Raw genomic sequence first — 12,761 nt, 5'->3', positions numbered from 1 at the left:
CCGGAGGTACGTACAGCCTATAGGATTGGTTAACCATTTACCGGGGCTTTACACAAATATCATGTAATTCTGTTCCGGAAAACAGGTTGAAGTACTCCTGAAGAGCTTAGTTAGGAAACGGATTAGAGCAGTAGGCCGAAAAAATTTAAAATTTATTGCCCAGCGGTACTCTCGGCTAGTTGCGCAGTAGTGGCAATCCGGGAATTAGGATAAATACTGATCCCCGCGCCATCTTGTGCGGCGGCGTACAGCATGGCTTGGGCTACACTGCGCGCGGCAATGGGCTTGTACGAACGCAACGGACCAATAAATACAAAAGGTAAGGCTTTGGCAATTACCTGGGCCACCTGCTCTCCTAAGCGTTTTTCGGAGCGCTGCCCCAGTAAGAGCGAAGGTTGAAAAATATGCACCCCTAAAAAAGAAAGCGGTTTAATAGCAGTTTCCATTTTGCCTTTTACCTGGTTGTAGAAAATCCGGGAATTAGCATCGGCCCCCAGCGCCGATACCACCAAAAACTGGGAAGCAAAATTAGCCGCCGTAATGGTTGCTAGTTTAACCACGTACGTATAATCTACTTGGTAAAACTTTTCTTGGGAACCAGCTTTTTTTATGGTGGTACCCAGGCAGCAGAAAATATCGTCGGCGATTAAACTGTGGGTATAGCTTTCCAGAATAGCAAAGTCCACCTGCTTCTGTTCCAGTTTAGGATGTTCCAAAGGCAAAAGCTTCCGGCCAATTGAAATTACTTTCCGGTACCGGTTACTTTGGAGCAACAAATTAAGGCAATGGCTACCTACCAGGCCCGTGGCCCCGGCAATAATAGCAGTTTTAGGAGCAGTAGAAAGCATGCGATGCAATGGTTTGAATGCGTATTCGGGATGGCGCAAAAAATGTTACTAATATACCAGTGTTTTCTTGATCTATACCTTACGAAACAATTTAGGGTGAAAGATCCATTTCTCTAAACCATTGGTTAAAATTTAAAAAATTTTAAAATACCAGGTTACCAAATGCCAGTATTTGGGGTCCGTCTTCAAAAACTACTGCTTAGGCTATTAAGTACTGCATCTACCTTTCATTTTTAAATTTTCAACTGGCTTGTTTTATTGATTAAAGGTTTTACTGGTAAAAAGCAGCTTTGTACAAATTATATTCTTTTAATGGTGCTAAGGCTCCTGTGTTGTTTATAACAGGTGTAACATTCTTTTACACTATTGTAACATAAGCCGGAAAAGTACAAATATTATTTGAACCTAAAAAAGCTGGCTTTAAAATTAGCTCCATAAATATTTTAGACCTTTAAGTTGGCTTGTCAGCCTGAAAACACTCGAACAACTAAACATCTAATTATACTTGTTTTCTGTTTTAGTTAAATGCGCCCTTGGTAATCAATAACTTAAATGGTTGCCGGTTAAGGATTTATCTGGATGCTTGTTTTTTAATACGCGGCCATTTTACTACTTAAACGGGTACTTCTAATATCTCTTGAACATCCCGTATTGTTATTTTTTAATGTTTTTGCCGGGTTATAGCAGAATGTTACAATTCTGGCACATTCTGTTACAAAAGTGTTAACCAGGAACATAAACCGGGCTTTACCTTTGTGCCGTCTTAAAAATACTTGCAAGCAGGACTTCTTATTTACTCTCAAACCTATTACAACAGTATTCATCCATTTAGTAAAACCTTATTCTATCGCTAATTAATCCATCCATTTAAAACCTTCATCCCCCATGAAAACAATTAACTTTTTAAAAAATTAAGTAATCAAATCCGTAGTATTTTACATGTTAATTTCGGGTACGTTCTTACCAGCCTGTAAAAACGACAAAGACGAAGTAATGCCAGTCGGCGCCTTTGCGGGTAAATTTGTTTCCGAAGACAGCAACAACGACACGTACACCCTGACTATTGAGAAGAAAGAAGGTAATCAGTTTATCATTCACAACTTCGGCGGTTTTATGTACGTGCCCATTAATGCCACGGCATCGGGAAATAACTTAACCATTCCTGCCCAGACTTTTAAAGAAAACAACTTTGAACTAACCTTAAAAGGCACGGGTAATTTGGCCGGCGACAGTTTGCAAATTCACTACGAGGCTTCTGGTTCGGCGAACTACGACGAAGATATTTGGGCCGTTCGTAAGTAGCAACCGGAGTTAATCCTGAGCGCAGCAAAAGTTTTATAAAGCAGTATGTAGGTCAGGTATTTAAAATCCTCGATCAGGTTATCCGGGTCTACGCTTATGATGCAGTTTTTTAAATTAGGCCTAGGCCAGACACCTTATTTAAATCATGCCAAGAACAAGCGCGTGCAACAACTTGAAACAGCGGACGCGCAATTAAAACAACAATAATATTTACTTTCTAACGATCAATCCATTTATCTTATGAAAACCATAAAACTTTTGGGTAGCGCTCTTATAGCTATCCTTCTATCTAATCATACCTCTTTCGGCCAACACAATAACTACTACGCCGGTAAAGACGCTGGCAAGGTAACCACTGGTAATTTCAACACCTTTGTCGGTTATTTCTCTGGAGGCGCAAACACATCGGGTTATCACAATGCCTTTTTCGGCACTTTGAGCGGTCAAATTAATAAAACGGGGCACTTTAACACCTTCTTTGGCAGTCAGGCAGGTTCCAGCCACGAAACTGGCGATGGCAATAGCTTTCAGTAAAATAGATAGCCTCAAAAAAGTACTGGTAAAAACCCCCGCGGATACTAACCGGGTAAACATTTTAAATAAATTATCGGGTTTATACCGCAACTGGACCAACGATTTTGAAAAAAGTAAATCCTTGGCTCAACAGGGTTTGGCCTTAGCCGAAAAGTTAAATTATAAAAAGGCATTGGATCGAGTTACACTTGTTTAGGTAATTACTTTTATAAATTTAACCAGAATAAAGAGGCGCAGATTAATTTTGAAACTGCTTTAAAGTATTACATTCAGGCAGATGATGAGAAGGGAATTGGAACAGGTTACGGAAACTTAGCCATCATTTATGAAGATACCGGCAACTACACCAAAGCGTTGGAATATTATTACAAGAGTTTAAAAATTGCTGAAAAAAGAAATGATATAGAAGGCCAGGGGCTTATTTTTAGTTACTTGGGAGTGATGCTGCAAAATCAAAAAAAATTTAAAGAATCGCTGGAGTGTAATTTTAAAGCAATAAAATTTTTAGATTCGGTTAATAATCAAATTAGTAAGGCCTTTGCTTTAAACTGCGTTGGCAATACCTACCACGAATTAAAACAATGCTTATGTAAAGCAGTGCTAGGGTAGCGCTCCTTAATAATTGCTTTTCTAAAAACTCGATTAATTTCAAAATCCTCCGATGTCTGTTTTAAACTAAACGGATACTTTAAAAATTAAAAAAACCTGCACCTTCGGGTAACACCATCCCCCAGACCTTCCGAAACTTAAGAATAATTTCAATTCTTAGCCGGTTATTCCTTAATCATAATTTTTAAATTTTTCTATTTCCGCTAGGTTGAAGATAGACTTTTCACTAGTTCTTCATTCCAGGTTAAATCCCCTTAAGAAAAAGATTCGTTCCGTCGGGTAAATTTTATAAAAATTTAAAAAATCATTCGTAACAGGCTACTAAAAACCATAAAAGCCTGTTTATGAGGCTATTTTGGGCTTTGTTACATTTGTTACAGCATTTGTTACAGGCGTGTTAACTAGCCACGAGCTTGCCTTATTAGTTTTGCAGCGTTCAAAGCAATCCGGTTAACCAATCTGCATCTGAACCTTTAAAATTACAGCCTTATAAGATAATCTGCTCTTAACGACCCTTAGAATAGGTAGGTTCATGAGGCGTATTAAGTACCCGATTTAAAACTAGTAACAACCCCAAAAATTTATCAACCTAAAACCTTTAAACAATTATTTAATTTTTAAAAATTAAAAACACAATGAAAAATTTTAGTAAATCTATTGTTGGTGCATTTCTTTTTACGGTTCTTTTGGGTTTATTTTCCTGCGAGCAGGAAGAAGTTAAACCTAAACCTGCCAAAGCACAAACCACCGTCGATGCCGACTTAGATAACCTGGTGTATTTGCAACATTACCTTATTAAGCAAAACAGCGCTACCCTGGAGTACGATGTTGATCATCATTTGCAAAAATATAAAATGACGCCTAACACTTATGTACAATACGATTGGTACACCGAAAACAATAGCATGTATTTGTCGTCTAAAAGGTATATCGGGGGTAAGCTTAATAAAAAAGTAGTTTATTCTTTAAACTCCAGTAACAAAGCCATAAAATCACTCACCACCCTTTATGCCCTAAACGGAGCCGTAGTAAAAACCGAAATTCATGGTTTTGAATACAATAGCAGTACCGGTAAATTAAAGAAGATTTACAACCCCGATCCTAACATAAAGGAGACAACGACTTTTAATTACAATTCGAGTGGCGATATTGTAAATATTACCTATCACCATGTGCCTGGCGGTATAAAGATTATTAACGATTATTGGTACACGAATACCGATTTTCCCTCGCCAAAAATAGACAAATACCATTTTAACGCCGAAATAGAAAATCTGGATTTCTATCCCGCTATTTTTGGTAGTTTCAGCAAGCATTTACCCATGAGAACGCGTAATATAAAAGTGGTAAACAATAATTTAACCCAAGCATACCGGAAATATAAGTATGCCTTCGATCAAAAAGGATATGTAACCAATCGCAAAATTATGAAGGCTTCTGACAACAGCTTAATTTCTTCCGATGATTTTGAGTACCTGGTTGTACCGGTAGTAATGTAGTAAAAAGGCCGTATGGATTAAAGGCGAACCCGGTTAAAAATTGCTTTTAACCGGGTTCGCCTTTTAGTTATTAGTAGAGAGTGATGTATTTAAAGTAATTTTAAAATCTAAACCTTTATCGTTCTAAGTCCGGGTATTGGTGCCGGTGGTTTTTAGGCTATGGCTTTTCTTTAAAATTAAATATTTAACGCGTTTACAACTATTCTTCCACTTGGCTGCTCAACGAAATACCTTGCTCCTGCAGCAAAATATGACCTTGGCGGTATAAGGTCCCAATCGCTTTTTTAAATGTTTTTTTACTCATGCCCAGGGTCTGGTAAATTTCGTCGGGTTGGGAATTATCCGATAAGGGCAGGGAACCATTGTTGGTTTGCAGTTTATCCATAATAATTTGGGCGGCATCTTTTACTTCGCCAAAGCCCGGACGTTGTAAGGATACATCTATTTTTTGGTCTTCCCGGATTTTTTTAATGTAACCTTGGGTTTGTTCGCCAATAGATAAATCCCGGAATACCTCGTTTTTGTAGAGCATGCCCAGGTATTGGTTATGGATGATAACCTTAAAACCCAGATCGGATATTCCGGCAACGAGCAAGTTTACTTCTTGTCCTTCCGTGAGGTCAGTTACTTCTTTTTTTAAAAATTTTTCGTATTTAGCGGTAGCTACAATGCGGTCCGAACTATCGTCGAGGTAAACATATACCACGTAGCGTCGGCCGGCTTGCATCTTGTCGCGTTGGTTTTGGAAAGGTACAAACAAGTCTTTTTCCAGTCCCCATTCCAGAAAAGCGCCGTATTGGTTAGTATCTTTTACCGGAAGCGCGGCAAAATCGCCTACTTTGGCTTTTGGTTCCAGGGTGGTGGCAATCATGCGGTCTTCGGAGTCGCGGTATATAAAAACGCGTAACCGGTCGCCCACTCGGGCCTCTTCGGGTACGTATTTGGTGGGCAGCAGAATTTCTCCGTCTTCCGAGTCCAGGTAAACGCCAAAATCTACTTCTTTTGCTATTTCGAGTATGTTGTAATCGCCAATGGCTACCATGTTAGCTACACTAATAAATTATTATAAATCAAAAGTACGTAAAACGCTTTATAACCAGCTACCCTGTTCGCTATTTAACCGCCTATCTCCTTTTAATTGTTTTAAGCTACTTAGAACACCGGCATTAATAGGTTTCTACGGCCATTATTGTCGGAAGTAAGGGTGTAGGCTGTTTAATTATAAAAAGTAAACGATACAGGCAAAACCTAGTGGATTAGGAACTGTAAGGAAAGATTGAAATTACAACTCCATTAAGCCTTGGTAATTTGCGGATGATGAAAGATTTTTAAAAAAATTAAAATGTATAGGATGCGGAAAGACTGGTTCGTTGCAAACTAAGTTTCCCGGGTAGGTAGCCATAATGTTTTTTAAAGGCTTCGGAAAAACTGCTGATGTTGTTGTAGCCTAAGTGAAAGGAAACTTCGGAAACATTCATTTGCCCGGTAGCGAGTAACTGTTGCGCTGCTTGTAAGCGTAACCGGTGAATATGACCAAAAACCGTAGTGCCAAAAAAATGCTTGTAGCCTTTTTTTAATTTAAATTCATTCAGGCCAAACTGATAACACAAACCCGCTAAAGTTAATGGCTCCAGGTAAGACTGGTTAATAAAGTCGTGCACCGCTTTTAAGCGCTCCTGGTCGGCGCGGCTCCACTCTACTCTGGTGTTGGTTTTGGTGTTGAGCTGCTCCATTTGGAGGGCCAATAATTCTAAAATTTTGGCCTCGATAAACAAGTATTTCGTCAGGCCCTGAAATTTACATTGGACCATGGCGTGGAGTAACTCGGCCATGCGGGGTTGCATGACCAACTCCCCCGGCGAAACTAACAAGGTTTCGCCGCGTTCCATGCAATCCAGAACCTTATCGAGGTAGGGCATGCCCGATGATTGGGCCAAGCTTTTAAAATAAGCGTTATCGTAATTCAGGGAAAAGGCTTGCAGCTTGTGGTTGTGAATAATGTGCCGGCCTTGAAAATCGGGCGTGTATTGAAAGCCATGTGTATTTACCCAATGCACCACGGGGTTTTTGTTTAAAGCAAACTGCGACTCTACATCGCCGCTTAAAATAAAAGAAGAACTAATTTTTTCGGTACTTTCCGGATCTACCAGCACCAGTTTGCGCGCCGTGGTAAAGTTGGCTTGTATCAACTCTATCCCGGGCGTTTGAATGGTCGTAATTTGGGCATTCGCCAGATTAGGTTCTTTAAAATGCGCTACGGCTTCTACGTAGCGATCGTTGCGAAATACTTCCTGGTAAGAAATATCGCTGAAAACCTCACTCCAGTTGTGATTTTCAATTTTATCCATTTTGCCACAATCAAAATCCGTTTACCCCTAGCCATCCCAACGTTTTAAGGTACAAATTTGTCTAAAAATAACCAAACTTATGAACAACATACAACCTGCATCCACACCAACAGTAATCAACTCCCGGGCCTGGAAATATACTTCTTTGGTCTTTTACCCCACGGCGGTATTTCGTATCTGGAAAGACTCTTACCCTTTAGTTATCAAGCTGTTGTATACCTTGGTAGGCTTGCCCGTATTTTTAGGTGTTTTCCTGTTTTTAGCTATCACTGGTTTTGCGCTATTCCTGCGGCCTTTAGATTTAAGTGTGGGTAATCGCCCGGACCGGACCGTTTACAACAGCGGCGGAAACTACCAGTCCACGTTCCTGAAAACCGGGGCCGAGACGAACGGCGCCTATGAGTTGATTCAAGTTGAAGTAGAACCCCATGGCGGCAATGAGTGGCATTACCACAAAAATTTTGATGAGACTTTTACGGTTCTCAAAGGCCAGGCGCAAGTAGGGCAGGGTAAAAAAGAATTCCGGGTAAACGAAGGCCAAAGTGCCACCGCCAGAAGAGGCGAAATGCATTATTTTTTAAATCCTACCAATTCCACCATGCTTTTACGGGTAAAAGTATCGCCGGCGGGCGGCCTGGAAAAAAGTATCCGGATTGCTTATGGCTTGGCCAACGACGGTCAGTTTAACGGACCTCTTACTAAAAATCCGTGGCACATGGCCTTACTTTTGGGTTACAGCGGCACCTACTTACCCGACGTTCCCGGGTTTATTCAGGAACCATTAGTGAATGCCCTGGCCAAAATTGCGCAATGGAAAGGCGAGGATAAAGCTTTGGAGAAATACTTCCGGTAACAATAAAGTTCTTATTTAATAAATGAAAAAACCTAGCCGGTTATTATCTTCTAACCGGCCAGGTTTTTTCATTTAGAAAGCTGCTAAAAAGTTTCTATTAACTAAGTTTAAATCTCTGCGCTACTTGCTAAATTTTGATAAGCAACGCGTTTGGTGTTTTATCAGCCGGATCATTAGCTGTTTTTTTTTAATAAATAGCTGAAATCAGGTTCTTTTTACCAGAGTTTTAGAAAATACGAGTATGTTGATTAATTTTTTAAAAATTATACGTAATACCCGCCTTAATAAAAAATGGCGTACCGGGGGTGAAATTAATTTCCGTTAAACCTTCCGCTTCGCCACGCAACCGCGACTCGGTTTCGAACTGGGCTTCTTTCCATTCCTGGTTCAGCAGGTTTTCGGCGCTAAGCTTAAATTCCAGTTTTTTAAAGGTGTACGCGGCTACCGCATCGAGTAAGAAATAGCCATCGGCGGTTAAGCTGTAATCTTCGTTGGCAGAGCGGTCGCCTACGTAGCGGTAGCGCAAACTGCCCCGGAATTTATTGGGTGATTGGTAAGTAAAACCGCCGGTACTGGTAGCAGTAGGCGCTAAAGGAATATAATAAGCCCCAGCTTCGGTGTCGCGGGCGCGGGGTTTGGCCAGATTCACGTCGGCGTCACCAAATAAGTTATCTGTAAACTGGTAACGAGCCGAAAAGTCTAATCCGTAACGCCGGGTTTTGCCGGACGGTTCCACAATGCCTTCATCGCCAACGTACACTAATTCTTGTTCTAAATCCAGGAACCAAAGCGCTGCGTTTACAAATAATCGATTGGTTGGTTTTAATGTTACTCCCAGGTCGGTGCCGGTGGCTTTGGGTAAGATTTCGCGAGCATTAGGCAACACCGATACCCGGGTATCGTTGGAGTGAAATCCTTGGCCGGTATTCAGATATACCTGTACTGTGGGAGATAAGGCGTAAGAAATATTCAGTTTGGGGCTGAGGCGGTTTCGTTTGGCTTTAAGAACGGCTGCCAGCGTATCGGTTGGTAGTAAATTCCGGTATTTAAAATAAAACTGGTCGAAGCGCAGCGCAGCATTTACAGACAAGCGAGGCGAAAGCTCCCAGGTTTCACTCCAGTAGGCAAAAGCATTGGCTTCGTTAGTGTTGCCGAGTTGCGCCGGTGCTACAAAGGCCCGGTTACGCGTGCGGCTTAACTCGGACCCATTCACATCGTCGTAGCGCAAGCCAATGCCAATATCGCTCCGGAGCGGTTTGCCCAGTAACGTAAGTTCTTTTTCGTAACTGCCCTGGTAGCCGTAAATGGTACGGTTCTCGCGTTGCCGGATTTCGTCGCCGTTTACCGGGTCGTTCAGGAATAAGGTAAAATTAGAATATAAATTAAAATCGTATTTTATGAGGTATACCTGGTTTTTTAGCACCGCTTCGTGGGCCAGCATCTTTTCGAGGGAAATGGTAGCATTGTACCGGGCCGTATTGCCACCTTCGCTGCTATCGATCGCGCCAAAACGGCTGATGAGGCCTTGCGACACGGCCCGTTCCGGTATTTGCCCCGAAGCGCCCCAATTACTCCGAAATGCCGAAAGGGAAGCATTAATAATGGTTTTATCGTTGATAATGCCTTGATAACGACCGAAAATATTCAGGCGATCCAGGTTTTGCGGTAAATCAAAATAACCGTTACTGAATAGATACTCCGCGGCAACGTAAGCGTTCTGATGATTTTGTCGCGCCGCTGGTCCGAGTAAATTAAACATACCCACGGCCCGGTAATTATCAAAACGGCCGGCTTCTAGTTTTATGCTGTTTCGATCCAGAGCCGTGCGGGTCCGGAAATCGGCGTAACCGGCGGTAGCAAAGTTGCCTTTATTGGCTTGGTAGGGCCCTTTGCCAAAATCCACGGCTTGTATGGTTTCGGGAATTAAAAAATGCAAGTCGGAATAACCTTGCCCGTGCGCGTGCGATACCATGTTTACCGGCATACCATCGGCAGTGAGGTTAATATCCGTGCCATGATCAATATCAAAACCCCGTAGAAAAATTTGTTCGGCTTTACCACCGCCGGCGTGCTGCGCCATTACCAGGCCCGGAATAAAGCGCAAGATTTCCTGGGAGTTCTGAATAGGCCGCATTTGCAAATCCACGGCGCTAATAATGTTTAAAGGTTTATCTTGAGCCGCCGAAACCGCTACTTCGGAAAGCTGTAAGTTGCCGGTTGCCAGGTGCGTCACTACTTTGGCCGGGGCGGCTTGGTTTACTTCTACGCTCGCCCGGCTTTGTTCGTAGCCCAAGTAAGAAATTTGTAGTTCATACGGGCCATCGGCCAGATCGGTGAAAATGTACACGCCAAAATTATCGGTAGTAGAAACTTTAGGCGTATGGAGTAACTTAACAGTAGCCCCTGATAAAGGGGTGTTGGTGTTTTTGCCATAAACTACGCCCTTAATAGATATTTTATGGGCGGTAGCCGACAAGGTAAAGCATACAAATAAACAGCAAAGACTAATTTTTAAAAAAATATTGGTTAGCCGGTATTTCCTTGCCTTTAACAAAGCTATTATTATATAAAAGTCTTGCATTTGGTTCTTTTTTAATCCGGCAGGCGCATAAGGAGGCTTGCCTGTTTTGGTTTAAAACGATTTAATAAGTACCACGCGGTACAAAGCGTCATTAAGCAGTAATAAACCCGAGCGGAGGAGGATCAATAAGAGAAGCAAAACCTGCTACCGGAGCCTGAGTAGTGGCAGGCAACAATAGAAGAGACTGGATACTAATCAGATCATTTGCCGGTTCCGGCCAGGCAAAATGAAAATCAAGGCCGATCGTTGATAAAAGCAAATAAGCACTACTGGGAGTAGTTGGGGTATCTAGTTGCGCCGTGTTGTTGCAGGTATCAAAACAATCAAATTGTAAATAAAACCGTTGTTGGCAATCCGGAGCATGCACATAGGGTTTTACAGCGCTATAAACATGGGTATATTTAACGGCGTTCACAGTGGCAATATTGGTTACAACTACTACTAAGCAATAGTTGAACAACAGGAAACCAACTAGAAACGATTTAAACATTTTTAAAAATTAAATCCGTAAACTTTAAAAGGTGATTTTTATTGGGGAATTATTTTAAATGTTGGTTCTGCCAAATCTTACGTGCCAGTACTATAACGCAAAGAGCTAGTTTGCCGGTTAGCGGTTTTGTACCGGAATAAGCCGCGCAAAAGAGAACGTTACTCCTTGATTTGGTAAATAATTTATAAATGAAATAGCTCTTTTACTTACAAAGATTAGGTGCTGTTTATGGTAACTAGTGCGATGATAGGAAAAACAGAAAAATAAACGTTGTGTTGAAAAGCCAAACCGGAACTTGCCTAAAAATTTAAAAAAACATAGATTTTTTAAATTTTTAAATTTCGGAAAAGCTTTTTTAGAGTTTGGATAGCGCTTTATTAACTAAATTTTTGGCTTCAGCGCTGCACAAGGTATTTTGGTACGGGTTAATCGTGAATGATTTTTGAATGAGAGTAGTCCCGTTTGCCTGATCGCCTAAACGAAACTTAACCAAACCATCGAGGCAAACCAGGCCGGCATCCTGGCTATTGGTGCGCTTTGCCTTTTTTAAGTAAGTGGCAGCTGTGGCGTAATCTTGTTTTTGGTAATAAATAGCGGCCAGTGCTTTGCACACATCAATGTTATCGGGTCTTCTTTTGTATTCGTTTAAGGCATATTCCAGCGCTTTATTGGGATTTTTACCTAGCTCCAAGTAAATGTTAGCTAGCTCCAGGTCTACTACGTGGCCCGCTTCCTGATCTTCTTCCAGGCCATTTAATAAATCCACCATGGTAGCTTGGGCTTTAGCCGTTTTACCCTGCTGCTGGTACAACCGAACCAACTCTTCCTGAAATGAAAATTCCGGGATAATGTTGGCGGCTTGCGTAAATAATTGTTCCGCTGTTTTATAGTCTTTGTTTTTTACAGCTAAGCGGCCCAAGCCGCTGATGGCAAAAGCGTAATTAGGCGAGAATTGTATTGCTTTGTTAAATTGCACAGCCGCATTTTTTAAATCACCGGTTTTTTCGTATAAACTGCCTAATGTTACCGTGGCCCAAGCGGTTTGTTCTAAGCCCGGAAAACCGGCAGCTACGGCCAATGCCATGGCTTCAATAGCGCCGGGCATATCGCCGTGGATTTCGCGGAGGTACGATACCCGCGAGTACGACTTTAAATCTGGTCGTAAAGAAGCCATTTTATCGGCCATGGTAATAGCTTCTTCGTAATGACCTAGTTCCACGTTAGCATCACATAGCACGCCATAAACCGCAGCCCCGTGATCATTAATTTTTAGTGCTTCTTTACCAGTTTCTAAGGCTTCGTCAAACTGGTGGAGCGAAAGCTGAATGGTTGCTTTGGCTACGGTAGCTTCATATATTAATACCTGATCTTGAGATTCGTGGTCTAAAACGTCCTGAATTAAGCCAAGGGCAGCCGGATAATAATAAGGGTGTTCGCCAGTTACGCGAGCTTCCTGCATATAGGCTAAGCCTAATAATAGTTTACTTTTTAAATCACCGGGTTTTTCGCGCAGCTTACGCTGTAATCCCTGAATGGCCGCTTTCGTATTGATCCATTCGCTGGTAGTAGAAATAGGCCCTTGCCGTTCGCGAAGCGGGGGAGTAGGATCCGAAACGTTCTGATACTTCTGGTAAAATACATAGCCTGCCACCAACATTACCGATAGAGCCGCGAGGTAGAAGTAGTTTTTTTTCATA

At 41.7% G+C, this 12,761-nt stretch carries 12 protein-coding genes; 6 read left to right on the top strand and 6 right to left on the bottom strand.

Going from position 1 to position 12,761, the window contains the following annotated elements:
• Positions 1-152: 152 nt before the first annotated feature.
• Positions 153-887 carry an oxidoreductase gene (locus AHMF7616_RS12930; protein WP_233507520.1) on the bottom strand — a complete coding sequence of 245 codons (735 nt, stop codon included), beginning with the start codon at positions 885-887 and terminating at the stop codon, positions 153-155.
• 900 nt (positions 888-1,787) lie between these two features.
• Here AHMF7616_RS12930 and AHMF7616_RS12925 point away from each other — a divergent pair.
• The 5 genes from AHMF7616_RS12925 to AHMF7616_RS12905 all read left to right on the top strand — a co-directional run bounded on the left by AHMF7616_RS12925 (position 1,788) and on the right by AHMF7616_RS12905 (position 4,792).
• A complete protein-coding gene (locus AHMF7616_RS12925) occupies positions 1,788-2,150 on the top strand; it encodes a hypothetical protein (RefSeq protein WP_115373264.1) in 363 nt (120 codons plus the stop codon).
• Between the two features lie 240 nt (positions 2,151-2,390).
• Positions 2,391-2,684 (top strand): hypothetical protein, encoded by a 294-nt coding sequence (locus tag AHMF7616_RS12920; RefSeq protein WP_115373263.1) that lies wholly within the window; start codon positions 2,391-2,393, stop codon positions 2,682-2,684.
• Positions 2,665-2,880, top strand: a complete 216-nt coding sequence (locus AHMF7616_RS12915; RefSeq protein ID WP_115373262.1) for a hypothetical protein — start codon at positions 2,665-2,667, stop codon at positions 2,878-2,880. The genes AHMF7616_RS12920 and AHMF7616_RS12915 overlap by 20 nt, the downstream gene beginning before the upstream one ends.
• Positions 2,856-3,293: a tetratricopeptide repeat protein gene (locus tag AHMF7616_RS27950; RefSeq protein ID WP_115373261.1), complete on the top strand. Its 438-nt coding sequence runs from the start codon at positions 2,856-2,858 to the stop codon at positions 3,291-3,293. Before AHMF7616_RS12915 ends, AHMF7616_RS27950 begins: the two co-directional genes overlap by 25 nt.
• A 635-nt stretch (positions 3,294-3,928) precedes the next feature.
• Positions 3,929-4,792, top strand: a complete 864-nt coding sequence (locus AHMF7616_RS12905; RefSeq protein ID WP_115373260.1) for a hypothetical protein — start codon at positions 3,929-3,931, stop codon at positions 4,790-4,792.
• A 199-nt stretch (positions 4,793-4,991) separates the two neighbouring features.
• On the opposite strand, the gene AHMF7616_RS12900 is transcribed toward AHMF7616_RS12905, so the two are convergent.
• Both AHMF7616_RS12900 and AHMF7616_RS12895 read right to left on the bottom strand, forming a co-directional pair.
• Entirely contained in the window at positions 4,992-5,834 is an 843-nt protein-coding gene (locus AHMF7616_RS12900; protein ID WP_115373259.1) for a CvfB family protein, read from the bottom strand.
• A gap of 295 nt (positions 5,835-6,129) precedes the next feature.
• A complete protein-coding gene (locus AHMF7616_RS12895; protein WP_115373258.1) occupies positions 6,130-7,140 on the bottom strand; it encodes a helix-turn-helix transcriptional regulator in 1,011 nt (336 codons plus the stop codon).
• A 79-nt stretch (positions 7,141-7,219) separates the two neighbouring features.
• Between AHMF7616_RS12895 and AHMF7616_RS12890 the strand changes: the two genes are divergently transcribed.
• Positions 7,220-7,993 carry a cupin domain-containing protein gene (locus tag AHMF7616_RS12890; protein WP_115373257.1) on the top strand — a complete coding sequence of 258 codons (774 nt, stop codon included), beginning with the start codon at positions 7,220-7,222 and terminating at the stop codon, positions 7,991-7,993.
• Positions 7,994-8,249: 256 nt separating this feature from the next.
• On the opposite strand, the gene AHMF7616_RS12885 is transcribed toward AHMF7616_RS12890, so the two are convergent.
• The 3 genes from AHMF7616_RS12885 to AHMF7616_RS12875 form a co-directional block, all read right to left on the bottom strand.
• Positions 8,250-10,469, bottom strand: coding sequence for a TonB-dependent receptor (locus AHMF7616_RS12885; protein ID WP_233507519.1), 2,220 nt, complete (start codon positions 10,467-10,469; stop codon positions 8,250-8,252).
• A 196-nt stretch (positions 10,470-10,665) separates the two neighbouring features.
• Positions 10,666-11,064, bottom strand: coding sequence for a hypothetical protein (locus tag AHMF7616_RS12880; protein WP_115373255.1), 399 nt, complete (start codon positions 11,062-11,064; stop codon positions 10,666-10,668).
• Positions 11,065-11,419: 355 nt separating this feature from the next.
• Positions 11,420-12,760: a tetratricopeptide repeat protein gene (locus AHMF7616_RS12875; protein WP_115373254.1), complete on the bottom strand. Its 1,341-nt coding sequence runs from the start codon at positions 12,758-12,760 to the stop codon at positions 11,420-11,422.
• Between the last annotated feature and the right edge of the window lies 1 nt (position 12,761).

Source organism: Adhaeribacter pallidiroseus (assembly GCF_003340495.1).
GTDB lineage: Bacteria > Bacteroidota > Bacteroidia > Cytophagales > Hymenobacteraceae > Adhaeribacter > Adhaeribacter pallidiroseus.
Note: the sequence above shows the minus strand (reverse complement) of the source record. Positions and strands in the feature narration are given on the sequence as shown.

Excerpts from the sequence above, each read along its gene's own strand:
- AHMF7616_RS12920 (WP_115373263.1), top strand. The coding sequence starts at position 2,391 with ATGAAAACCATAAAACTTTTGGGTAGCGCTCTTATAGCTATCCTTCTA.
- AHMF7616_RS12905 (WP_115373260.1), top strand. The coding sequence starts at position 3,929 with ATGAAAAATTTTAGTAAATCTATTGTTGGTGCATTTCTTTTTACGGTT.
- AHMF7616_RS12880 (WP_115373255.1), bottom strand. The coding sequence starts at position 11,064 with ATGTTTAAATCGTTTCTAGTTGGTTTCCTGTTGTTCAACTATTGCTTA.
- AHMF7616_RS12925 (WP_115373264.1), top strand. The coding sequence starts at position 1,788 with ATGTTAATTTCGGGTACGTTCTTACCAGCCTGTAAAAACGACAAAGAC.
- AHMF7616_RS12895 (WP_115373258.1), bottom strand. The coding sequence starts at position 7,140 with ATGGATAAAATTGAAAATCACAACTGGAGTGAGGTTTTCAGCGATATT.
- AHMF7616_RS12890 (WP_115373257.1), top strand. The coding sequence starts at position 7,220 with ATGAACAACATACAACCTGCATCCACACCAACAGTAATCAACTCCCGG.
- AHMF7616_RS12915 (WP_115373262.1), top strand. The coding sequence starts at position 2,665 with ATGGCAATAGCTTTCAGTAAAATAGATAGCCTCAAAAAAGTACTGGTA.
- AHMF7616_RS12900 (WP_115373259.1), bottom strand. The coding sequence starts at position 5,834 with ATGGTAGCCATTGGCGATTACAACATACTCGAAATAGCAAAAGAAGTA.
- AHMF7616_RS12875 (WP_115373254.1), bottom strand. The coding sequence starts at position 12,760 with ATGAAAAAAAACTACTTCTACCTCGCGGCTCTATCGGTAATGTTGGTG.